The sequence below is a fragment of the Chryseobacterium sp. Leaf404 genome (genome assembly GCF_001424145.1).
Classification (GTDB): domain Bacteria; phylum Bacteroidota; class Bacteroidia; order Flavobacteriales; family Weeksellaceae; genus Chryseobacterium.
The window spans coordinates 323,942-348,012 of the sequence record NZ_LMQM01000001.1; the positions used below are offsets into that span (position 1 = coordinate 323,942).

Here is a 24,071-nt window from a genome sequence, read left to right on the forward strand (position 1 = left end):
TTGATTTTCAGACATAAAAAAAACCGGAGAAGATTTCCCCGGCTTTTTATGAAATTATAATATTCAAATTACTTTTTAATCGTCTTAATGGTCTGTACTGTACCATCATTCATTTCGAGAACTAAAATATACATTCCTGAAGGCAGTTCTGATAATCTGAGTTCAGCTTCTGGTTTTGAAATAGTACGCAAAACTTTCCCTGAAACATCAGAAACCTTCACGTTTTTCACCTTTGAAGCATCTGACAGGTAAATCATGTCTGAAAAAGGATTAGGGTAAACTTTTAATGTATTTTTAGAATCAGTTTCGGATGTTGAAAGACATCCTGCATCAATTGAGGCTGTAACCATTGTTCTTGGAGATTCACAAATACCAGCAACTTTCCAGTTATATAAGTAATAGTAATAACTTTGGCTTGGATTTGCTCCAAAACTAGCTGCTGTAATACTGCAAACCCCAGGTAAAACATAAGGATAAGCAAATCCGGTGGTGATTTCTCTTCGTAAATTATTAACTCCAGTAGCTGCATCAACTACCAGTCTGTAGTTAGCTCCCGCTACAGGTACAGTAAAATTAAGCAACACGGTATTTAAAATCCCAGCAGTAGTAACGTTCACATTTACAGTTTTGGAATCTAAAATAGTTCCGCTTGAATTTTTTAAATTAATTGTAACAGTACCAGTTGTTCCTGTTCCCATAGGATAAACATCGACTTCTTTTATAACCATAGGTGAATAAGCGTCAAAGACCAAACCGTAATTTGTGAAAGCAGAATTGCCGCTGGCAGAAACAGGAGTATCTTTACCAATGTACATATCAGAGCTAACGATTGATGCAGATACCCAGTAATTTGTGGTTGTCGTGAGGGCTGGTGTCGTAAAGCTTGAACCAGTTCCCACGTTAGAACCTGCGGTGGCTGCATCGTACCAATTTAAGATTGCTGATGCATCTTGTGCACTTGCAGAAAGTGTTGCTGTTGCCCCAGCACACACTGTTGCCCCGGTGCTGGAAGTGATGGTAGTCGGCTGACAAGATGTAACAACCATTGTCGGCTGAGAAGACCACACACTTGTATCTCCGCTGCCACAGTTTGAACGAATCCAAACATAATATACAGTAGACACAGCTAATGAATTTAAAGTAGTAGAAGTTCCGGAAACATTCACTATACTCGGTGTCGTTGCTGAAGTTGGGGGAGTGTTGGATGTACTATAGTAGATATCATAACCTAAAGGCGTTATTATTGGAGCCACCCAGCTGACATCTGCTGAATTTGTAGTCGTGGTTAATCCGGTTAAAGATTGCGGAACCCAACAAGTTGGAGGCGTATAGGTGTATATTAATCCCGAAACAGGCATTCCTGGTATTGCCGTAATGGTATTGAAGGCCTGAGAACTATTATTTGCTACGCCAGTAGATGAGTTTATATATTCGGTTGCTGTAGAATTTAGCCGGCTATTAAAATCGGCGGCAGTTGATCCTCTAAGACCTACCTGCGTCGTTCCGGATATTGAGGTGTTTCCTACCAAATAAGCTCCTCCGTCATAAATCATTTTAATGATATTAGAAGTTTCCCGTAATCTTATTTGAAAAGAAAATGAATAAACAGTCGTTAGGACAGTAGAAGAGTTGGGTCTGAAATTGTTCCATTGTATAACCAATTCCCTACTAGGTGCACTACCTATGACAGCCCAAGAAATATCCCCAGATTTTGTGTTGATATCAAAAAAACTACTGATATCTCTTCCCCAAACGGAAATTGCCCCATCATAATTTGCTGTGTTGCTGATTGGTGTGGTATTTGTACTGGACGGCGCAGTTGTGCCAAATGTAATAAAACCATTAGTAGAAACATTTAAATCATTGTAAGAAATCCCATTAAAGCTAAACGAAAATGGTAGCATGAGTGGAAATACATTACTGTTAAGATTTGCTGTAGTAGTATTTGCTGTTGCGGAACCTAAAACAGTCCCTGAAATTGGTGTAAACGAACCGGAAGACTGTGCAAAACTATAACTACTCACCTGCCCGGAAATCCTGTGAGTAAACATTAATAACAGAAGTGACAAAACAGCGATTAAAGAACTTAATTTGTACCTGGAAAAAGAAAATAATTTTATCATATCATGTGGTATTTAAATTTTCACTAATATAATAAAATTTATTAAATGATAACAATTTTATAATTAAAAACTGCAAAAATTTAACGATTTAATAGCGTAGAACACGCAATTTACTCTTCACAAGCCCGCCAAATCACATCATTCTGAGGAACAGGTGCAATAATTTCTACAGAGTCTTTTGTTACAGGATGAATAAAATGAAGCTTTCTGGCATGAAGATTTATTCCACCATCGGGATTAGAACGTGGTGCTCCATATTTCAGATCACCCTTGATGGGAACTCCGGTTTTAGATAACTGCGCACGGATTTGATGATGTCTTCCCGTTTCAAGGTCAATTTCCAAAAGAAGGTAATTGTCTAAAGTTTTAATCACTGTATAAGTCAGAATCGCCTCTTTCGCACCTTCCGTTACTTTAGTAAAAACGCTTGCCTTATTATTCTTCTCATTTTTCTTTAAATAATGAACTAATTTTTGACTTTGTGGGATCATTTCTTTAGCCACAACCGCCCAATACGTTTTTTCAACCTCGCGGTTCTTAACCATTTGAGTAAGCCTGGACAAAGCTTTTGACGTTTTGGCATAAATCACCAAACCTGATGTTGGCCTGTCGATACGGTGCACCAAACCCAGAAAAACATTTCCGGGTTTATTATCTCTTTTTTTTATAAAATCTTTAATTAATTCCAGCAAAGACAAGTCGCCGGTTTTATCTCCCTGTACAAGCTGCCCTACTTTTTTATTGATGACCAAAATATGGTTGTCTTCGTACACAATCTGCTCTTCCATAAAAACTATCTTCCCTGATATGACCTGTTTGAAAAACTGATGATAATTCCTGCCAGTAAACCAATGGTTTTCATTACTTTCAGCGGAGAATCCACGGGCATAAATGCGCCGATAATACAGAGAGCTGCCGCAATATACATTGGGTAGACAAATTTTCTGTTGATGATGGTAGGAGCCTGAAGTATGAAACTGATTCCCACTAAAACATAAAACAGTCTCGCAGACAAAAACACGGTAACCACAGGCGGAAAAACGTTAAACCATCCCACAAGCAGACAAAGCAGCGCTGCTACTGATAAGACTCCCTGAGCAGTCTGAAGATCTTTACCAGTCATTAGTAACTTTCATTTTGATTAGGAAAATCTGCCGACTTCACATCTTTCACATACTGCGAAACTGCACCGGTAATCTCTGTATACAAATCTAAATATCTTCTAAGAAATTTGGGTGAAAAACCTTTGTTCATCCCAACCATATCGTGATAAACCAAAACCTGACCGTCACAATGAGCTCCAGCGCCAATTCCGATCGTTGGAATAGAGATGCTTTCGGTCACCCTATTAGCCAAATCTGCAGGAATTTTTTCCAAAACCACCCCGAAACAACCTAATTCTTCAAGTAATTTTGCATCACTGATCAGTTTTTCAGCTTCCGCCTCTTCTTTAGCTCTTACTTTATAAGTTCCGAACTGATAAATCGACTGCGGAGTTAAACCCAAATGTCCCATAATAGGAATTCCGGCGTTGATGATTTTTTTGATAGATTTAGAAATTTCTTTTCCACCTTCAATTTTTATGGCGTGAGCACCTCCTTCTTTCATCATTCGCACCGCAGATTCCAGTGCCAGATCAGGATTGCTCTGATAAGTTCCGAAAGGCAAATCTGCAATCACCAAAGCTCTTTCCACACCTCTCACCACACTTTGAGTATGATAAATCATGTGGTCTAAAGTAATAGGAAGCGTAGTTTCGTAGCCCGCCATCACATTTGCTGCAGAATCACCAATTAATATCGTATCTACTCCACCGGCATCCACCATTTTTGCAGTGGTGAAATCATAGGCGGTAAGCATGGTTATTTTCTCTTTGTCGAATTTCATTTTTCGCAAAGTTTCGGTCGTAACTCTTTTAATTTCAGAATGTACAGACATAATATTTTCAGATTTAATGATTAAAATTGATAGTTTAGAATTCCACTTAAACAAATAAAAGTTCCAGATTATGGAACTTTAAGAATTTGATTTTTAAAATATTTTACAGAACAACATGCCCTAATTTCATCAGTTTATCGTGATTGAGAATTTTGATATTCCTGCCATCTACTTCGATCAGCTGATCACCTTTAAATTCAGAAATCAGTCTGATGGCACTTTCTGTTGCGGTTCCGATGATATTTGCAATCTCTTCTCTGGTTAAAGAAATTTTGATAAAACCCTCAGGGTCTGTGCCTAATTTCTGTTCCAGCAGAATCAAAATTTCCGCAAGTCTTTCTCTTACAGTTTTTTGAGCGAGGAAAGTAATCGTGTTTGAAGATTCTCCAAGTTCATAAGAAATTTTCTGAAGCATGACGAAAGAGAGCTGAGAATCAACTTCTAAAAGGTGCATAAAGACTTCTGACGGAAGAAAAGTACATTCCATATCCGTCATTGCCTCTGCTTTTGCCTGAAAATTTTCTCCACAGAGCAAAGCACGGTATCCTATGATATCGCCTTCTTTTATAAATCTTAAAATCTGGTCTTTACCGAAAGCTCCTGATTTTGACAATTTCGCAGCACCTTTTTCAAGGAAAAAAATCCCTTTAGGAATCTCTCCATCTTCGAAGATTATATCGTGTTTCTGAAATGAAAATTTCTTTTTTGCATTGAAATATTTATCGTAATCTTTCTCTGACAGCCTCTCTTTAAAAGACTCGTCATTAAAAACTTTTGCGAATCTTTCTTCAATGGCAACTTGTTGTTCCTGCGACATTCTAATATGACATTTATCACAAAAATAGAACATTTTAACTCGATAAACAAAAAATAATGTTATAATTTTGTAATCCAATATATTATGAAGGTGAGCGAGAACTGTTTTCATTGTGGTCAGGAGATAGAAAAGGAGCGTATTTTATTTAACGAAAAGCTCTTTTGCTGTGCAGGATGCAGGTCTGTTTTTGAAATTCTGAACACCAACAATCTCGGTAATTTTTACGAACTCAATAAAAAAGCAGGGATTAAACCTGATGAAAACTCATCCCAGTTTGACTACCTGGACACTCCCGAAATTTTTGACCGCGTTGCAGATTTTTCTGAAGGAAATACGAGTCTTGTCACGTTTAGAATTCCCGTTATTCACTGCTCATCATGTATCTGGCTTTTAGAAAGTCTACAAACGCTGAACAAAGACATCCACTACTCTCAGGTTAATTTTACCAGAAAATCTTTACAGGTTTCCTTCAATCATAACGATTTAAAATTAAGTGATTTAGCTAAATTTTTAACGAATCTAGGCTACAAACCAGCCATCAATCTCGAAACTGCCGAAAAAAACGAGGATCATTTAGATAAATCTTTACTCGTTAAACTTGCAATCGCAGGATTCGCCTTCGGGAACGGAATGTTTTTAGCCTTTCCGGAATATATTGGTGGTGAAGATTACTGGATGGAGCATTATAAAGGACTGTTCAGATTTCTAATGTTTTTACTTTCGATTCCCGTTGTATTTTATTCAGCTTCAGACTATTACAAATCTGCCTGGTATGGTTTAAAAAATAAAATCGTCAACATTGACGTGCCTATTGTTTTGGGAATTTTTGTATTGTTCGGACGAAGCATTTATGAAGTGGCCACCGATTACGGACCGGGATACTTCGATACGCTGTGTGGACTTTTATTTTTCATGCTTTTAGGGAAAATTTTCCAGAAAAGAACCTACAGCTCGCTTTCTTACGACCGAGATTACAAATCTTTTTATCCAATTGCTGTTACAAAGGTTGACTTCCACGGAAAACAGGAAAATATCTTACTCTCTGAAATTAAAATCGGCGACAGAATTCTGGTGAGAAATCACGAAATTATTCCGGTTGATGCGATCTTAATCAGCGGAAAAGGAAATATCGACAACAGCTTTATCACCGGTGAAAGCGACAGTATCTCTAAAAATCCTGGTGACAAAATTTTCGCCGGAGGAAAGCAAATAGGCTCTTCCCTTGAACTTGAAGTGATTAAAAATGTTGACCAAAGTTACCTAACTCAGCTCTGGAACAAGGAAGCTTTCAAAAAACATGAGACCGGACTGGACACCTTAATCAACAACATCAGCAAATATTTCACTTTTATTATTTTAGGAATTGCACTGGTCGCCGGAATATACTGGTATTTCATTGATCTTGAAACCATGTTTCAGGTGATTTCAGCGGTTTTGATTATTGCCTGTCCGTGTGCTTTGGCACTGTCTTCTCCGTTTACATTCGGTCATATCATGAGAATTTTAGGCAGAAATAAATTCTACGTAAAAGATACGCTTACGATTGAAAAGATTGCGAAAATAGACACTCTGGTTTTCGATAAAACAGGAACGATTACGCACAGAAAAAAAGCAAATATACAATATGAAGGTGCTGAAATTCAGGAATTTGATTTACTGAACATTAAGAGTTTGGTTAAAAATTCTAATCACCCACTTTCAAAATCCTTATATGACTTTTTGGAGGTGAAAGATGAATATTTTCCGGTTGAAAACTTTGAAGAAATTTCAGGGAAAGGCTATGAAGCGGGCGTAAGGAGCAATAAGTACAGAATTGGCTCTGCAAAATACAACAATCAGAAATCCAAAAACCTGGAAACTGCCGTATATATCAGTAAAAACAATGAGTTTATCGGTAAATTTATTTTTAAAAATGAATACCGTGAAAACCTGAGCAGCCTTTTCAGAAAGCTGAGTAATTATAAAATTTTTATTCTGAGTGGAGACAACTCTTCGGAAGAAGATCAATTAAAAAAAATCATGCCGAACTACAGCTCTATGGCTTTCAACCAAAATCCGGAAGATAAATTGAATTACATTAAAAATCTTCAGGACAAAGGCTTAAAAGTGATGATGCTGGGCGACGGACTGAATGATGCCGGAGCGTTGAAACAGAGCAGTGTAGGAATTGCCATTTCTGATGACAGCAACAGCTTTACCCCCTCTTCAGATGTGATTATGAACGGAGAAAAAGTTTCGCAGCTTGACAACTATTTACAGGTTTGTAAAGGATCAATTACTATTGTGAAACTCACTTTCCTGATCAGTTTTCTGTATAATGTGGTGGGGCTGAGTTTTGCAGTAACGGGGAACATGAGTCCGCTTTTTGCAGCTTTAATTATGCCGGCGAGCTCAATCACGGTGATTTCATTCACAACGGTTTCCACCTGGATTCTGGGTAGAAAACATTTCAGAGAACAGGCTTAAACAGGCTTATTTAGATTAGTTTTAAATTAAGGAAAGCCCGTATTTCGTGATTAATCTCATTATTTTTCCTTAAATTTGAGACCCGAAAAAGGGTTAATTTTGTAGCAGATGGATATCTTATATTTAATGATCCTTTGCAGCGTTTCTCTAGCTGCAGTTTTTCTGGTAATTTTTATTATATATGCCAGAAAAGGACAGTTTGAGGACGACGAATCTCCTGCTGTGAGAGTTCTTTTTGATTCCGGAGAAATTAAGGAGAAGAAAGATGCTGAAGCAGAAGACAAGAGAGATAAAAGTGAATTTGAAGATAAAAGTGAATAGTTAATATGGAGACACAAAAGTTTAGTTATGACAACAATATTGTTCGTGCATTCCTTTACGCAACCATAGTTTTTGGAATTATCGGTTTTACGTTTGGTTTGACGGCAGCATTGATGCTTTTCTATCCCGAGCTTCCTGAGTTTTTGTTTGGTACTGATGATACAACCATCAACAGTCTGGCATCAGGGAACATTCAGGGTTTAATGAATACGCAGGGCGCATTTGGTTTTGGAAGAATCAGAATGCTGCACACCACTACGGTGATCTTTGCCTTTGTCTGTAACATTGTTTATGTAGGGGTTTATTACTCTACGCAGAGATTATTAAAAACAAGAATGTACAGCGATACGCTTTCATGGATCCATTTCTGGACATGGCAGCTGATGATTGTAGCTGCTTTCATCACTTTCTTTATGGGGATTAATACTTCAAAAGAATATGCTGAACATGAGTGGCCAATCGATATTCTTACAGGAATTTCATGGCTGATCTTTGGGATCAACATGATAATGACCATTAAGAAAAGAAGGGTACGTCACCTTTATGTAGCGATTTGGTTCTATCTGGGAACCTGGATTGCTGTTCTTATGCTTCACATTTTCAACAACCTTGAGGTACCTTTATCATTCTCGGGATGGAAATCTTATTCTGCGTACGCAGGGGTAAAAGATGCTATCGTACAGTGGTGGTATGGTCACAACGCGGTTGCATTTATCCTTACAACTCCGGTTCTTGGTTTGATGTATTACTTCTTACCAAAAGCAGCAGACAGACCGGTATTCTCGTACAAACTTTCGATTATTCACTTCTGGTCATTAATCTTCGTATACATCTGGGCTGGCCCACACCACCTTCAGTATACAGCATTACCGGCTTGGGCACAGGCAGTGGGAACTGGTTTCTCAATCATGCTGATTGCACCATCTTGGGGAGGAATGCTGAACGGGCTTCTTACTTTAAGAGGTGCCTGGGATAAAGTAAGAGAAAATCCTATTTTGAAATTCTTCGTTGTGGCAGTTACCTGTTATGGTATGGCAACTTTTGAAGGACCTTTATTGGCAACAAAAAATATCAACAAAATCGGTCACTTTACCGACTGGGTAATTGGTCACGTTCACTTAGGTGCATTAGGATGGAATGGTTTCATGGCATTCGGTGTTATCTATTATTTGGTACCAATCCTTTGGAGAACAAAAATATACTCTGTAAAACTGGCTAACTGGCACTTCTGGTTAGGTACTTTAGGAATTATTTTCTACGCTGTACCAATGTACATTGCAGGATTTACCCAGGGTTTAATGTGGAAACAGTTTAATCCGGACGGAACTTTGCTTTGGAAAAACTGGTTGGATACCGTTACTGCAATTATTCCTTATTACAAACTAAGATTCGTAGGAGGTTTATTCTATCTTTCCGGAGGTTTACTGATGGTGGTGAATGTTTACAAAACTGTAAGAAAAGGATCGTTCCAGAAAGAAGTTCCTGCAGAAGCTCCGGCTTTGGCAAATATCAGCAACAAAAGAAAAGAAGGAGAAGGTTTCCACCTTTGGTTGGAAAGAATGCCGATGTTACTGACGGTTTTATCATTGCTTACTATCTCAATAGGAAGTATGATCGAAATTATCCCTACTCTGTCACTTAAGAAAAGTGTACCTACAATTTCTGCAGTGAAACCATATTCACCGTTAGAACTGGAAGGTAGAGATTTATATATCCGTGAAGGCTGTAACGCATGCCACTCTCAGATGGTGAGACCATTCAGAGATGAGATTGTAAGATTTAACGGTAAAAACGGACAGTATTCTAAAGCTGGGGAATTTGTTTATGACAGACCTTTCCTTTGGGGATCAAAAAGAACAGGACCGGATTTGCACAGAGAAGGTGGTAAAAACCCAAGTTCATGGCATTACAAACACATGTATAACCCAAGATCTACATCAGCAGGTTCTATCATGCCGCGTTACCCTTGGTTGATCTCAAACAATTTAGACAGATCTAAAATGGTTGATAAAATCAGATTTATGAAGGGTACTTACGATGTTCCTTACACAAAAGCTCAGATTGACTCTGCAGATAAATGGGCAGACAATCAGGCATCAAAAATTGTAGGTGATATTTTTAAAGAAGCTCCGGATTTGAAAGATGCTTATGCCAAGAGACCTAAAGGTGAACTTGAGAAAAAAGAAATCGTTGCTTTAATCTCTTATTTACAGAGATTGGGTACGGATATCAAAACGACAGAAGTAAAAACAGCAAGTAATAACTAAACATCAAAATCTAAGATGATTCCTCAGAATTTTAAAGACATCTTATCCAACGCAGACAATGTGGGGTTTTACCAGACCTTGGCTTTGATTCTTTTTATTCTGTTTTTCGCCTCTCTTATTATATATGTTTTTAGCAAGCCTAAAAAATATTATCAGGAGGAAGAGCATGCACCGCTTGGGGATGACGAAGATGATTTTAATCTAAAAAATTAAACAATTTATCATGAAACAAAGAACGCCGGTTTTTGTAAATATTGCGATAATAATAGGTTTGCTTATTGTTTTCTATTATCTGTTCGTTCAAAGTTATGCTTTCTTTAAATCGCCTTATTTTTGGGGAACTGTAGTGATCGGAGCTATTATGGCTTACATCCACAGTGCTTTGGGTGATTTGGTAGAAAACAATAAATTCAAAAAATTATCAGACGAAGAGAAAGCAGCTTATCTTGCAGAAAAGAAAGTTCCTTACTTCAAAAGATTATACGCTGCAGCTTTCAAAAAACAATCTGATTCTCACGAAAAAGACATTCTGATCGACCACGGTTTCGACGGAATTATGGAGCTGGATAATCAATTACCGAAATGGTGGGTAGGTTTGTTCTATTTCGGTACAGCGTTTATGATTCTTTACATTGCGGCTTATGCATTTACAGATTTTGCAAGCCCTCTGAAAGAGTATGAGAAAGAATACAGAGAGCAGGAGGCAAGTGTAGCGATATATTTGGCAGATCAGCCACCAGTAACTATAGAAAGTGCTGAATTTTCTGAAGACAACATTGCAGCAGGTGAAGAAGTTTTCAAAACCAACTGTGTATCCTGTCACTCAGAAGGTGGTAAGGGAGGAATTGGTCCTAACTTAACAGATAACTTCTGGCATAATCAACCGGAGAAAACATTATTCAAGAACGTTTTCCACGTAGTAGAAAACGGTGTTACAGGTACAGCGATGCAGGCATGGGGTAAAAACGGTGTTCTTACAGGAAATGACATTCAGAATGTTGCAGCTTACGTATATTCTATTAACCAAATGAAAAAGCCAATCACAGTAGCAGAAGGAGGTGCACCTCCTTATGGCGATGAGGCAAAATGGGAAAAGAAATAGTAGTAATTAACTGAAAATATAAAATGAAACATAATTTGTTATTAATTTAAAATCTTAAATCAAATAACAGATTATGTTTTTCTTTTTTTAATATACAGCAGATGGCAGACACAGAAGATATAGACGTACGCGGCGGCCAGGGTCAAGTAGTTGATCCCGAAACCTACAGAGATTCTATTGGAACGATGGAACAGTCTGGAAAGAGGAAATGGGTCTTTCCGCGAAAACCCAAAGGAAAATATACCAATTACAGAAATATTGTAAGCTATCTTCTGCTGATCATCTATTTTGCAGTTCCGTTTATTAAAATTAACGGAAATCCGTTTTTCCTTTTTAATGTGATCGACAGAGAATTTTACATCGTTGGTCAGCCATTCTTTCCTCAGGATTTTTTCATTCTTACGCTTGGAGCCATAGCTTCCCTCATTTTCATAATCATCTTTACCATTGCCTTCGGAAGAATTTTCTGCGGCTGGATTTGCCCTCAGACCATTTTTATGGAATCTGTGTTCAGAAAAATTGAATACTGGATTGAAGGTGACAGAAACAAACAGATGAAACTTGACAGGCAGGAGTGGAACAGCGAAAAAATAATGAAGCGAAGCCTGAAGTGGTCGGTATATGTTATTATTTCACTCATTATCACTCATATCATGTTTATGTACATTGTAGGATATGAAGAGGTTATAAAAATAGTTTCAGAAGGGCCGTTTCAAAATCTTACCAATTTTATCGTGATGATTCTCTTTACGTCAGCATTTTACTTCGTATTTGCGTGGTTCAGAGAGCAGGTTTGTACTTTAGTCTGCCCATACGGAAGATTACAGGGAGTTTTAATTGATAAAGACACTATCAACGTTTTCTATGATTTTAAAAGAGGTGAAAACCGCTCATCATGGAGAAAAGGTGAAGACCGGAAAGCAGCAGGAAAAGGCGACTGTATTGACTGCCACCAGTGCGTTGTTGTTTGCCCCACAGGTATCGATATACGTGACGGGCAGCAGCTGGAATGTGTAAACTGTACAGCATGTATCGACGCGTGCGATGAGGTAATGGAAAAAGTGGGACTTCCAAAAGGGCTCATCCGTTACGCCTCTGAAAATGAAATTGAAAACCGTACAGCATTCAAATTTACGGGCAGAATGAAAGGTTTTGCAGTTGTGCTGGTATTCCTGATGGGATTTTTAGGATTTTTGCTGTATAATCGTGGTGAGATGGAGGCAAAATTCATCAAACCAGCGGGAAGCACTTATTTTGTAAGGGATGGCAAAATCAGCAATACTTACAATTATACTTTCCTCAATAAAACCAATGATAAAAAGATCGTCACTATTAAAGTAATTGATCCTGCGCACGCTGAAATAAATTTCAGCGTAAGACAGAACATCACCGTGGAAAGAGACAGGATTTCAAAGGGAACAATCAACATAAGCTTCCCGGAGAATGAAATGAAACTTTCCAAACAGAACATTACCATCGGAGTTTATGATTTGAAAGGAAATTTAATTGATTCTTATCAAACCTATTTCGAAGGACCATTTAAACTACAGTTTTAAAAAATCAAAAATGAAAAATTTAAGTTGGGGACATGGCGTATTCATCGCACTCTTGGCGTTTATAATTTTTATTCTATCGATGCTTTTCCTGTTTCCAAACGGACAGCAAAATTCTGAAATGGTATCAGACAATTACTACGAAGAAGAATTGATGTATCAGCAGGTTATTGATGCCAAGGGAAGAGCAGATAAATTAGTCAACAAACCGGTTTACAGCCAAAATTCAGAAGGCATCACGATTCAGTTTCCTGCAGACTACAACAACGGAAATGCAAGGATCAAGTATGTGATGAACAGAACTGATGACAAAAATCTAGACATCAAGAAAGACGCAGTTTTAGACAGTAAAAAATCAATTACAATTCCCGCAAATATTCTCAAAAAAGGAAGTTATACCCTTCGTTTAACATGGGTGAAAAATAACACAGAATTCAGAATAGATTACGATGTTTTATGGAAATAGCACTCATCATATCAGCTTTGGGACTCGGCTTTGCTTCGGGCTTTCACTGCATTGGTATGTGTGGTCCTATTGCGCTCTCTTTGGGTTTAACCAAGAAACAGGCGACTAATTATTATCTTCAGAATCTCACGTACCAGTTCGGTAGAATTCTTACCTATTCGCTTTTAGGGGCACTTTTAGGAATTATCGGACAGGGATTTGAATTTGCCGGTTTTCAACAGTATCTTACGATTGCCGTGGGAGTGCTGCTGATTATAATGGCGTTGTTTTCATTTGGCGGAAAAGATTTTGCATCAAAAATTCCTTTTATTTCTAAATTTTTATACCAGGTAAAATTCAGTTTAGGAAAACTTTTACAGAAAGCAGACTACCGTTCCAGATTCACTACAGGAATTCTCAACGGTTTTTTGCCCTGCGGAATGGTTTATATGGCTCTTACAGCAAGTCTTGCCAGCGGCGGAATATGGCAGAGCGCAACCTTTATGGCAATTTTCGGATTAGGGACACTTCCTTTTATGTTCACCATCGTTTTGGTTGGTAATCTTATGAGCCAAACTTTCAGACTTAAAGTTTTAAAAGTAATTCCGGTGGTTATGATAGTTCTGGGAGGATTATTTATTTTAAGAGGGCTGGAACTTGGAATTCCTTACATATCACCGCCATCACAGGCATTAAAAGTCTCACCAGAGCACGACATTAACTGTCACAATACTGACCCCAACCACAGGCACAGTGTGGAAACCTGTCATTAATTTATTTTGAAACTTATTTGCGTATTCAATAACCATACACAATTAAAACCCGATATCTGTGTTATAAAAAGAAAGTCCGTCTCATATTTGAAACGGACTTTTGTATGATTAAATTCAAGTTTAAAACTTCTTAAAAACCAGTGTTGCATTATGCCCACCAAACCCAAAGGCATTGCTGAGCGCAAAATTGATATTTTTCTCTTTCGCTTCACCAAAAACAATGTTCACATCAGTAGGAATATTTTCATCCAGCTTGTGAAGATTGATTGTAGGCGGAACAATACCGTTTTCGATTGCTTTAATAGAAAGAATGGCTTCTGCTGCACCCGCTGCACCCAAAAGGTGACCTGTCATTGATTTTGTAGCACTTAAATCAAGATTTTTGCTTCCTTTAAACAATTTACTGATAGCTCTTAACTCCAGCAAATCACCCAGCGGCGTTGATGTAGCATGCGGATTTAGATAATCAACATCTTCTGCATTCGCTCCAGCCTCTTTCAATGCCAATTGCATTGCTTTAATTGCCCCTACACCTTCAGGATGCGGCGCTGTCATGTGATAAGCATCGGCTGTCATGGCTGCTCCGGCAACTTCAGCGTAAATATGTGCTCCTCTTGCTTTTGCGTGCTCATACTCTTCCAAAACCAAAGCTCCAGCGCCTTCACCCATTACAAAGCCATTCCTGTCGGCATCGTAAGGTCTGCTTGCGGTGGTAAAATCATCGTTCCTGGTAGACATTGCTTTCATAACGGCAAATCCTCCGACAGATGCGGGTGTAATTGCTGCTTCAGAACCACCGGTAATGATCGCTTTAGCTTTTCCGAGACGGATATAGTTGAAAGCATCCATAATGGCTGTATTCCCTGTAGCACAGGCAGAAATCGTGGTGTAATTGATTCCCTGAAGACCAAACTTCATTGAAATCATTCCCGATGCCATATTAGCAATAAATTTAGGCACGAAAAAAGGGTTGAAACGGGGCGTTCCGTCGCCTTTTGTAAATTCCATTACTTCGCTTTCGAAGGTCCACATTCCGCCCTGGCCTGTTCCCCAGATAACTCCTGTATCGAACGGATCCATTGTATCCAGTTCCAAACCCGAATCTTTGATCGCTTCTGCTGAAGAATACATTGCGTATTGCGAAAACAAATCGCTTCTTTTGATTTCATTATGATTCAGATGAACTTTAGGATCAAAGTTCTTTACTTCGCAGGCGAAATTCACTTTAAATTTTTCCGTATCGAAATGCGTAATTCTGTTGGCACCACTTACTCCATTGATGCTGTTTTCCCAGAATTCAGAAACCGTATTTCCCAAAGGCGTAACGGCTCCCAATCCTGTAATAACCACTCTTTTCATATATAAATGAATATTATTTTTTTTTTGATATTATACTGAATTTTAATGATGCTAAACTTATTAGTAATTTAAGTTTAACTGTTGATTTTAAACAAATTAGAAGTTCCTCTTGCAATCAAACGTGTTTTGTCATTATTCCAGACTTCACACTCGGCATTTACAAACTGTTTTCCTCTTTTTATAATTTTTGTCTCTGCAATAATCTGATCATTTTCTTTTGCTGTTGAAAAATAGTCGATGCTGTTGTTGATGGTGACGATAAAGTTATTTTCGTTAAGCGAAAACATTGTTGCCCCAATTACATCATCAATAATAGCAGCCGTAATCCCGCCATGCATGTTTCCCATAGGATTCAGCCATTCTGCACGAACCCTGTACTGAAAGGACAGTTTACCATTTTCCGCAGAAATCACAACAGGATTCAGCCATTTCATAAAAGGGGAAGGCGAAGCGGAAAACTCTTTCCCGATATACGTTTGTAATACTTCTAATCTGTTCATATTTAAGTATTAAAGTTTTAATTCATTCTCAATTTTAAATTGAATCTGATCTAATGCCTGATTTAAAAACCGCTCATCGCCAGTTGTTTTTGAAAGCAGAATTCCCCCTTCTATCAGCATAATGAAAAGCGACGCGTAATTTTCGCCGTTGATTTCTGACTTAATTTCGCCGGTTTTCTGACCTTCGCAAATTAATGCACTGATTTTCTTAATCCATTCATCAAAAGATTTTTTGACCTCATGTTTCAGTTTCGGAAAGGCATCATCTGCTTCCGTCGCAGCATTCATTAAAGGACAGCCTCCGTTAAAAAAAACAAACTGCCAGTTTTTTCTGTAAAACGCAACAAAGGCATGAAGTTTTGAAATAACCGTAGGAAATTCTTCACCAAAAGATCGCGAAAGGTTGTTTTTTAGAATCTGAGAGTTGAATTTATAAACTTCCAGAGCTACTTCATCTTTATTTTCAAAATTTCCGTAGATACTGCCTTTGGTTAATCCTGTGGCCTCTGTAATGTCTGATAAAGACGTAGAAATGTAGCCTTTGCTGTTAAACAAAGCTGCTGTTTTCTCAATAATAAACTGTCTGGTTTTTTCTGCTTTTGACATTTGATTATTCAAATTCTCAGGCAAAGATACAAAAATATACCGATTGGTATATTTTGTTAACGGTATAAAATTTATTTGAATCAAAAATTACGTTCTGACTAAAGTCGCCCTGCTCCACGCAAAAGAAAAACGGGCTGAAGCCCGTTCCAATTGATGTAAATAAATTAATTTTTATGATCCTAATCCTAATTGCTTAAAGTCGCAGTCAAACTAATTTCAAAACTGAAAGCCTGACTTACGGGACAACCTTCTTCAGCAATTTTAGCATATTTTTGAAAATCTTCCTCAGAAATTCCCGGGATTTGAGCGGTTAAAGTCAATTCTGATTTTGTAATTTTTCCCGCTGCAGGATCTAAGGTAATCACTGATTTTGTAGTCAGTTCTTCCGGAGTGAAGCCTGCCTGAGTTAATTCTGCACTCAGTTTCATGGTAAAACATCCGGCGTGTGCTGCTGCTAAAAGCTCTTCGGGATTTGTACCCACACCTTCCTCAAAACGGCTTCCGAACGAATATTGTGTCTGGTTTAAAGTGGTGCTTTGTGTCGTGATGTGACCTTTACCTTCTTTTACGGTGCCGTTCCAAACGGCTGTTGCGTTTCGTTTCATATTAAAATATTTGATTTTAAAAAATTTGATTAAATATACAAAATTGAAACCATATTTACGATCAGGTTTAAAACTGAGAGAAGAATTAATCAATACATATGTCACAAAATTTTTATTTAAATGTTTGAGAATATCGTAGAACACATTAGTTTGAAAATCAAAGATTTTTCAGGTGAATAATAATTGTGGAAGTTTGGCAAAAAAAAGCGGAAAATAAGAAATTACCCGCTTTAATATTTTGTTTGCTAATATTAGAAAGTCACATCAAGGCCAACGTAAAAATTAGCTTTCATGATGGGTGCGTAGATCATTCCACCGTCAAAATAATTTCCGAAAGGATTTCTGAAATCTACAATCGCATTTTTCTGATGATAAGAAGTTAAGTTTTCACCACCAAAATAAGCTCTGATTTTTTGGTTAAAATTACTCGAAATCTGTGCGTTTAAAATAGCGTAAGATTCTGAAAATTGAGGAATCTGGAATTCTGCCGGATTTACTGAAGTATCCGGAAGTCTTTGTTTACCTACAAGATTCAGGGTTGTATCAAAACTCCAGAACCCTTCATTCTTATTTTTATCAGTGGCGTACGCAAGATTCACAAAACCTCTGTGTTTAGCCATGAAAGGAACTTCACGTCTGCCGTCAAGATAATCTGCCTGAACATCGTAATATTTGTAAGCCAGTCTCACGTCAAAATTTTTAAACGGCGTCAAATCCCACTGCGTCTGGAATGAATTGGCGAAAGACTTTCCGTTTAAGTTATAGAATGTTAACTGTTGCGGAGAACGGTCAAGATCTACCAAAACCTGATCCTGAAAATCTGTTCTGAAAAAATCTGCGATAATGGTTGATTTCTTCCCAAATAATTTGAATTCCTGCTGTAAACTTGCGCCGTAATTCCAGGCAATTTCCGGTTTAAGACCATAGATATTTCCGCCATTTTGAACAACCTGAATTGCTCTGTTGGATGCAAAATACTGTTGATTTTCCGCATACACATTTGCCGTTCTGAAACCACGTCCTGCCGAAAGTCTCAAAATTGTTTTTGGAGTAAAATCATATTTAAAATTAACTCTCGGAGTAAATTGTGTTCCTGCAAGATTGTGAAAATCTACACGCGCTCCGGTAACCAAAGTATATTTCGCACCTGTCAATGTATATTCTGCAAAAGCTCCGGGCACAATTTCGTTTCTGCTCAGGTCATCCAGAAGATAATTTTCTTTGTAACCGTCATACATAAAACTTGCTCCGGTTTTGTACTTATGATTGGTATTTCCGATGATACTTTCAAAAATTAAATTGGAATAGAAAGTCTGCTGCTGCCCGGAATAATTCCGCAAACCAAAAAAGCTGTCCTGCTGATGATAAACATACTGGTTCATCCAGCCTAAACTTTGGTAAGGTTTTCCTTTAAAAACATAACCTGTTTTATTCCAGACCTGAAATCTTGAAATATCGATTCCTACACCATACAGTGACTGCTGGTTTTGAGGTAGTTTTTTATCGAAACCAATTTGCCCCGCAGTTCTCTCATCTTTCACAAAATTAATTCCGAAATGCGAACCGAAGCCTGAACGTTCTAAATCATTATAATTTAACAGGTAAGCTGCATTGATCTGATTTCCTTTCGGACGGTCTAAAAACTGATCTTCATTCATATCAGTATCCCCGAAAGTTCCGTTCCCATGGAGAAGAAAGGTTTGCGTCCAGTGATCGTTTATTGGTTCAACGTGAGTAATATTGGCTTCTGCTCTTCCGTTAAAATCTGCGAAGAGATTTAATGAGGTTTCAGACTTTTCAGAATTTTTTATCAATTCTGTGTTAATCTGCCCTGTAATACTTTCGTACCCGTTGGTTACGGTACTTCCGCCTTTCGTGAGCTGTATGCTTTCAATCCACCGTCCCGGTATTAAATTTAAACCGTAAGCAGACGCAATTCCTCTTATTTCAGGCAATAATTCTTTGGTAAGACTCGTATATTTCTGGTCTAAACCCAGCATTTTCAACTGTTTTGTTCCTGTAACCGCATTATTAAAAGATACATCTACCGTTGCATTGGTTTCAAAACTTTCAGACAGATTACAGCAGGCAGCTTTCAGCAATTCTTTTTTATCTATGTTATAAGTAAGTCCTGCTTCTTTTTTATTGACTGACGTAGCAGCTTTTGTACTAAGAATGTTAACCTGTTCTATGCTGTTTTCTGAATTTTCATGTTTTGAATGATCTTCAGAACCCTGATCATCGCTGTGGTCATTGTGTTTTACAGTTTCTTCAAAATGTACTTTAGGATTTTTTTGTCCGAAAGGTATGTCTCTGTCGTACAGACAGCAGTCGGGAAGATTTTTGTAAACTGCATTTGTAGCTTTGAATTTTTCGTTATCATGACCTACTTCTGCAATTTTCTTCAAGATTTTTTCTGCGGAAGTCTTTACAGGATCGAACTGCAGGATTACCGTCTGTTTTACCGCATCCCACTCTGCGGAATCTGCTCCGGAATCTTTTGCAGCTTTCTCAATTCGGGATTTGCAGGAACCACAATTTCCTTTAACATAAAATTCATTCTCTTTTTTTGAATGATTTTCATGCGCTTCAGCAGCTGCTTTTGGCTGTAAGTTTCTTTCGTAATGGCAACATCCAGGAAGGTTATTGTAAGAATCATCGGTGGCTCTGTACTTCTCATTGTCGTGACCGGCTTCTGCTACTTTCATCAGGATTGTTTCCGCTGAAGTATCATCTCGAGTTTCGAAACTTAAAATCTGTGAATCTATTGAATATGATGCATTTTTTGCGCCCGCTTTTTTGGCTGTAAACTCAATTCGTTCCTTGCACATTTCGCATTTTCCTTTCACCTGAAAATGGTTTTTAGAAAGAGACTGTGCCGATATAAATGTTGTAAATAAAAGGAATGCTCCAAGAAAAATCCTGGTAAAATATAATTTCATTGGTTTAAAATTTTGAATAATTGATAATGTAATTGATTAGAATGGCACGGTATAACATTCATTGGTAAATTGTTACACAGACACATTGCTACATTGAAAAAATTATCCAAGTTTTGGCGGTTGCCAGATTTCTTCTAAACTGTTTGAAATAAAAGGATCAGCATATTGAAACTGAATTTTCTGAATAGTGGAAAATGTTGGAATTTCCCAGAAATTGCTTTTCGCAAAAGAATTTTCCACGAAAGTATGACAGGTTGCACAAGTGGAACAACAGTCATCTTTGCAAGACTGGTGCTCTTTTTTGCTGTCGCTGGAATGATGATTTTCTTTCTCTTTCCCGCAACATGATTTGTTTTTTGATTCTGTTTTGCAACAGTTTTCCTGTGAAACCTGCGCATAGAAATCATCTTTAGGAATCAAGAAAATTCCTAAGCAGAAGATAATTAATAAAAGCTGTATTGGTTTCACAGGGCAAATTTAGGAAAAAAATTTATAACGGCGCACCCACCTGCTTCGCACAGTCATGCCAAGGCTCGCCATGTGCTGGATTATTTTTAGGCTTCGGACCTGTGTTTGCTACTATTTGCTGTGCAGCAGGAGCAGGTTGAGGAGCCTGAACCTGAACATTATTCTGTGCAGCTGCCGGAGCAGGTTTTGAGTTTAATGGCTGACCTACGGGAATATCGCACCTGTGACCCGGCTGACCGTGTGGAGGATTCATCCCCGGAGCGGTTTGTGCCACTTTTCCGTTACCGTCCACAGCAATTTTACCAGGACTCACTGCAGCCGGGTTTACGTTTACAGTTTGCCCTGCATTGACATTGATGTTTTGAGCAGACGCGGGTGCGTTTTGTGCAGGCGCTGCGTCTAAGGGCTGGCCCACGGCGATATCGCAACGGTGACCCGGCTGCCCGTGTGCTGGATTCAGCATTCCCGGAGGCGCTGAAACCTGTTGCACTCCCTGTGGTGCCGCAGGATTTGCAGCGATACCAGCCTGACTCATCAAGGAAGCTTTTGGCGTGTTGTTTAGGCCAGCCGTGGGCTGTTGCACTCCATTTTCATCTTTTATGTAGGTTGGCTTTTCATCTTTTTTGCAGGAAACTGCCAAAAATATTGCTGAAAGCAGTGCTAAAAATATATTTTTCATAAATCTCTATCTTTTTTGAAAGGCATTCAGGTTCAAATCCTCTGGAAACAAAATTAGCAAAACATTTTGAAATGCTTTGCCAATTTATATTTAAAGTTCTTTGAAAGCTCTTAGTTTTTCACCAAGAGTCTGAAACCTTCGCCATGAACGTTAATGATCTCTAGACCTTCATCGTCCTTCAGCAGTTTACGCAGTTTTGCGATGTAAACGTCCATACTTCTTGCTGTAAAATAGTTTTCTTTTTTCCAGATTTTTCTGAGTGCCAGATCTCTCGGCATAAAATCGTTTCTGTGAAGACACAGCAGTTTCAGAAGCTCGTTTTCTTTCGGTGACAGTTTGTATTCGTTATCGCCTACTCTCAGCTGTCTCAGCATAGAATCGAAGAAAATATTGCTGATTTTAAACTGTTCCTGCTCTTCGTTTTCAAGTGTAGAACTTCTCTGAAGAATTGCTTTAATTTTATACAAAAGCAGTTCAGTATCAAACGGTTTCGTGATATAATCATCTGCACCAAGCTGATATCCCTTCAGAATATCTTCACGCATATTTCTTGCGGTAAGGAAGATGATCGGTGTATTTTTATCTATTTTTTTTACGTCTTCTGCTAACGAGAAACCGTCTTTCTTCGGCATCATTACATCGAAGATACAGATATCAAATTCGTTTTCTGTAAATTCTTTAAGGCCCTGCTCACCATCAACAGCTAAGGTCACTTCAAAATTGTTGATGCTGAGATAATCCTTCAGTACAGCACCGAAACTCTGGTCGTCTTCTACTAATAATATTCTGTTGCTCATATTTTATTTTTTTTGTTTACTATTCAATTGTATCAAATGATCATTTATAATTTTAAATAACGGTTTTCTGTTAAGCCATTGGAAGTTTGATAATAAATTTACTTCCTTCGCCTTTATTAGATTCTACTATCACCTGCCCTCTGTGCAGTTCTACAATCTTTTTGACGTAGGAAAGACCAAGCCCCTGCCCTTTGACGTTGTGAATATTTCCTGTCTCTTCGCGGAAGAATTTCTCGAAAATTTTGGTCTTGTTCTGAGTTTCCATTCCCATTCCCTTATCTGAGATTTCCATTACATACCAGTTGCCCTCGTTTCTTGTCTGCACTAAAATTTCCGGGGTATCAGGAGAGTATTTGTTGGCATTATCCAAAAGGTTGACCAGCATATTTGAAATATGAAATTCGTCAATTTTAAAAATGTATTTTGTGGCATTAAACTCCTGTCTTAAGGTTCCGTTTCTCTGCTTTACAATGAGGTTAAAAGATTCTGTGGTTGACTGTATAAGCTCTCTCACATTGGCTTCTTTCAGAAAAAGTTTCACCTCATTACGCTCCAGTTTAGACATATTCAAAACATTTTCCACCTGTTTTTTCATCCTGAGATTTTCCTGTTTAATCAAAGCAGAATAGTATCTCACTTTTTCCGGATTGGTGGCTATTTTATCATTGGCCAGAGAATCTGTGGCTACAGAAATGGTTGCGAGAGGCGTTTTAAATTCATGAGACATATTGTTGATAAAATCCGTCTTCACCTCTGCCAGTTTCTTCTGACGCATCATATAATTGATTGAGATAATGTAAATCCCAAGAATAGTCAGGAGCGAAAGGAAGGTTCCCAAAAGCATCGGCCAGTTGTTCATCGCCAGAGAAACTTCTTTTTTGGGAAACACCAGAGCTAAAGTATACAGCGTCCTATCGTTATTATCTGTAAACAGAGGATAAGAGTAGCTGCTGCTCTCTTTTTTGTCTTTATAAATCTGTGTTTCAAACTCTGTGGGTTTATTATTTTTATCCATCACTCCAAACCCGTATTCGGCAGTGATCCCTTTCATTCTGAGCTCTTTAGAAATTACAGAATCCAGTGTTTTCTGGTCTACTCTTTTGTTGATAGGCAGATTGTTTCCTTTCACCTTCACAAATTCTTTCATTTTGTAATCGCCATTCTCAATATCCTGATTGATTTCGGTGGTGAGTGCCTCTCTTTTGGTGGTATCCCTTTTCACTCTGTAGGCTGCGTCATCACTGTATAATTTTGTGAGATTTAAAGTATCACCTTTTTGAGAAAGAGGAAACTGAACTTTTTCAACTAAAGTTTTAGAGTAAACAATCTGTCTCTGACTTCCGGAATCTTCAACCTGCTGAATTGTTGTGAGTGTGGGTTGATCTTTATTGGCCAGAACATTATCTCTAAAGCCTTTATAATCTTCGTTAAGAATCTTATCAACCTCCAAATCTGAAACTGTTTTTGCAGAATTTTCCAAAACAGCATATACTTTATTTGAAAAATCCTGTTCCAATGCAGTATAATACCTTTTCAGCCAATAAAACTGAAAGGTTACAAAAACGATAAGGGAAATGGTCATAAAGACCGAAATAATTGGAATAAACTTATTATTCATTACATAACACCATTAACAATGTTAAAAGTAAACATTTTAAGACTTTATAAACAAAAGACAAGCCAATATATTGTGTATTTTATCTTAAAATTATAGATTTTAACATTTAATTATAAATATCAGATTAAAATTTCATTAAAATTTGGTAAGAAAATTGGTTTCTCATCACTCTAAAAGCAATGAACTATGGCAAGTGAAACTATTTTCAATAAAGATTTTACCGAAAATACGGTCTTCGTATCTAAAATTTACCCTGCAGATGTTCAAAAAGTTTGGGATCATCTTACCAAAGCTGAACTTCTTGATTTGTGGTGGGCTCCCAAACCATGGAAATGTAAAACAGAAAGTCTCGATTTCCGAGAAGATGGGACCTGGCTTTACTCAATGGTGGGGCCTGATGGAGAAAAACACTGGTCCAAAGTAAAATACCGTGAAATTACGGAACACCGGAGTTTTGACGGCCTTGATTCATTTTGTGATGAAAATGGCAACTCTGATCCAAACCTTCCGCAAACGCAATGGCTTATAGGCTTTACGGGAATTGAAGAAGGCACGAAAATAACTTTCAATATCCATTTTAAAACTTCCGAAGACATGAAAAAGCAAGTGGAAATGGGGTTTGAAGAGGGTTTTAAAATGGGACTGAATCAGTTGGAGGAAATTCTTTCCATTTGAAAATTTGAGAATGTACT

At 37.9% G+C, this 24,071-nt stretch carries 23 protein-coding genes; 9 read left to right on the forward strand and 14 right to left on the reverse strand.

All coding sequences use genetic code 11. From position 1 onward, the window contains the following. Nucleotides 1–68: 68 nt before the first annotated feature. From ASG31_RS01495 to ASG31_RS01515, 5 genes are all read right to left on the reverse strand, one after another. Entirely contained in the window at nt 69–2,123 is a 2,055-nt protein-coding gene (locus ASG31_RS01495) for a T9SS type A sorting domain-containing protein (protein ID WP_082504398.1), read from the reverse strand. A gap of 110 nt (nt 2,124–2,233) precedes the next feature. Then, entirely contained in the window at nt 2,234–2,911 is a 678-nt protein-coding gene (locus tag ASG31_RS01500) for an RluA family pseudouridine synthase (protein ID WP_056027105.1), read from the reverse strand. Between the two features lie 5 nt (nt 2,912–2,916). Further along, on the reverse strand, nt 2,917–3,246 hold the full coding sequence (locus ASG31_RS01505) for a hypothetical protein (protein WP_056027108.1): 330 nt from the start codon (nt 3,244–3,246) through the stop codon (nt 2,917–2,919). Further along, nucleotides 3,246–4,061: a 3-methyl-2-oxobutanoate hydroxymethyltransferase gene (gene panB / locus ASG31_RS01510; RefSeq protein WP_056027111.1), complete on the reverse strand. Its 816-nt coding sequence runs from the start codon at nt 4,059–4,061 to the stop codon at nt 3,246–3,248. The genes ASG31_RS01505 and panB overlap by 1 nt, the downstream gene beginning before the upstream one ends. 103 nt (nt 4,062–4,164) lie before the next feature. Beyond that, complete coding sequence (locus ASG31_RS01515; RefSeq protein WP_056027114.1) at nt 4,165–4,878, reverse strand: Crp/Fnr family transcriptional regulator; 714 nt, start codon at nt 4,876–4,878, stop codon at nt 4,165–4,167. Nucleotides 4,879–4,968: 90 nt separating this feature from the next. On the opposite strand from ASG31_RS01515, the gene ASG31_RS01520 reads away from it, so the two are divergent. The 8 genes from ASG31_RS01520 to ASG31_RS01555 all read left to right on the forward strand — a co-directional run bounded on the left by ASG31_RS01520 (nt 4,969) and on the right by ASG31_RS01555 (nt 13,805). Further along, on the forward strand, nt 4,969–7,344 hold the full coding sequence (locus tag ASG31_RS01520) for a heavy metal translocating P-type ATPase (RefSeq protein ID WP_185113186.1): 2,376 nt from the start codon (nt 4,969–4,971) through the stop codon (nt 7,342–7,344). Nucleotides 7,345–7,452: 108 nt separating this feature from the next. Then, nucleotides 7,453–7,665 carry a cbb3-type cytochrome oxidase assembly protein CcoS gene (gene ccoS / locus ASG31_RS01525; RefSeq protein WP_056027120.1) on the forward strand — a complete coding sequence of 71 codons (213 nt, stop codon included), beginning with the start codon at nt 7,453–7,455 and terminating at the stop codon, nt 7,663–7,665. Nucleotides 7,666–7,670: 5 nt separating this feature from the next. Beyond that, on the forward strand, nt 7,671–9,932 hold the full coding sequence (gene ccoN, locus ASG31_RS01530) for a cytochrome-c oxidase, cbb3-type subunit I (RefSeq protein WP_056027124.1): 2,262 nt from the start codon (nt 7,671–7,673) through the stop codon (nt 9,930–9,932). 15 nt (nt 9,933–9,947) lie between these two features. Then, on the forward strand, nt 9,948–10,145 hold the full coding sequence (locus ASG31_RS01535) for a cbb3-type cytochrome c oxidase subunit 3 (protein WP_056027127.1): 198 nt from the start codon (nt 9,948–9,950) through the stop codon (nt 10,143–10,145). 10 nt (nt 10,146–10,155) lie between these two features. Beyond that, entirely contained in the window at nt 10,156–11,034 is an 879-nt protein-coding gene (locus ASG31_RS01540) for a c-type cytochrome (RefSeq protein WP_056027130.1), read from the forward strand. A gap of 101 nt (nt 11,035–11,135) precedes the next feature. Beyond that, nucleotides 11,136–12,590 (forward strand): cytochrome c oxidase accessory protein CcoG, encoded by a 1,455-nt coding sequence (ccoG, locus tag ASG31_RS01545; RefSeq protein ID WP_056027132.1) that lies wholly within the window; start codon nt 11,136–11,138, stop codon nt 12,588–12,590. Nucleotides 12,591–12,600: 10 nt separating this feature from the next. After that, nucleotides 12,601–13,053, forward strand: a complete 453-nt coding sequence (locus ASG31_RS01550; RefSeq protein ID WP_056028027.1) for a FixH family protein — start codon at nt 12,601–12,603, stop codon at nt 13,051–13,053. Next, nucleotides 13,044–13,805 carry a sulfite exporter TauE/SafE family protein gene (locus ASG31_RS01555; protein ID WP_056027134.1) on the forward strand — a complete coding sequence of 254 codons (762 nt, stop codon included), beginning with the start codon at nt 13,044–13,046 and terminating at the stop codon, nt 13,803–13,805. Before ASG31_RS01550 ends, ASG31_RS01555 begins: the two co-directional genes overlap by 10 nt. Before the next feature lie 120 nt (nt 13,806–13,925). On the opposite strand, the gene fabF is transcribed toward ASG31_RS01555, so the two are convergent. From fabF to ASG31_RS01600, 9 genes are all read right to left on the reverse strand, one after another. Then, nucleotides 13,926–15,164: a beta-ketoacyl-ACP synthase II gene (gene fabF, locus ASG31_RS01560; RefSeq protein ID WP_056027138.1), complete on the reverse strand. Its 1,239-nt coding sequence runs from the start codon at nt 15,162–15,164 to the stop codon at nt 13,926–13,928. Between the two features lie 74 nt (nt 15,165–15,238). Next, on the reverse strand, nt 15,239–15,664 hold the full coding sequence (locus ASG31_RS01565) for a PaaI family thioesterase (protein ID WP_056027140.1): 426 nt from the start codon (nt 15,662–15,664) through the stop codon (nt 15,239–15,241). A 9-nt stretch (nt 15,665–15,673) separates the two neighbouring features. Beyond that, the gene (locus ASG31_RS01570; RefSeq protein WP_056027143.1) at nt 15,674–16,270 is read right to left on the reverse strand and encodes a TetR/AcrR family transcriptional regulator; all 597 of its coding nucleotides are present in this window, start codon (nt 16,268–16,270) and stop codon (nt 15,674–15,676) included. 185 nt (nt 16,271–16,455) lie between these two features. Then, nucleotides 16,456–16,875, reverse strand: a complete 420-nt coding sequence (locus tag ASG31_RS01575) for an OsmC family protein (RefSeq protein WP_056028029.1) — start codon at nt 16,873–16,875, stop codon at nt 16,456–16,458. Between the two features lie 251 nt (nt 16,876–17,126). Beyond that, on the reverse strand, nt 17,127–19,817 hold the full coding sequence (locus tag ASG31_RS01580) for a TonB-dependent receptor domain-containing protein (protein ID WP_056027146.1): 2,691 nt from the start codon (nt 19,815–19,817) through the stop codon (nt 17,127–17,129). 102 nt (nt 19,818–19,919) lie between these two features. Next, on the reverse strand, nt 19,920–20,285 hold the full coding sequence (locus ASG31_RS01585; protein ID WP_056027148.1) for a hypothetical protein: 366 nt from the start codon (nt 20,283–20,285) through the stop codon (nt 19,920–19,922). A gap of 22 nt (nt 20,286–20,307) precedes the next feature. After that, entirely contained in the window at nt 20,308–20,964 is a 657-nt protein-coding gene (locus ASG31_RS01590) for a hypothetical protein (protein WP_056027151.1), read from the reverse strand. Between the two features lie 110 nt (nt 20,965–21,074). Then, on the reverse strand, nt 21,075–21,761 hold the full coding sequence (locus ASG31_RS01595; protein ID WP_056027154.1) for a response regulator transcription factor: 687 nt from the start codon (nt 21,759–21,761) through the stop codon (nt 21,075–21,077). 70 nt (nt 21,762–21,831) lie between these two features. Further along, nucleotides 21,832–23,379: a sensor histidine kinase gene (locus tag ASG31_RS01600; RefSeq protein WP_056027157.1), complete on the reverse strand. Its 1,548-nt coding sequence runs from the start codon at nt 23,377–23,379 to the stop codon at nt 21,832–21,834. Between the two features lie 186 nt (nt 23,380–23,565). On the opposite strand from ASG31_RS01600, the gene ASG31_RS01605 reads away from it, so the two are divergent. Continuing rightward, complete coding sequence (locus ASG31_RS01605) at nt 23,566–24,054, forward strand: SRPBCC domain-containing protein (protein ID WP_056027160.1); 489 nt, start codon at nt 23,566–23,568, stop codon at nt 24,052–24,054. Nucleotides 24,055–24,071: the final 17 nt, after the last annotated feature.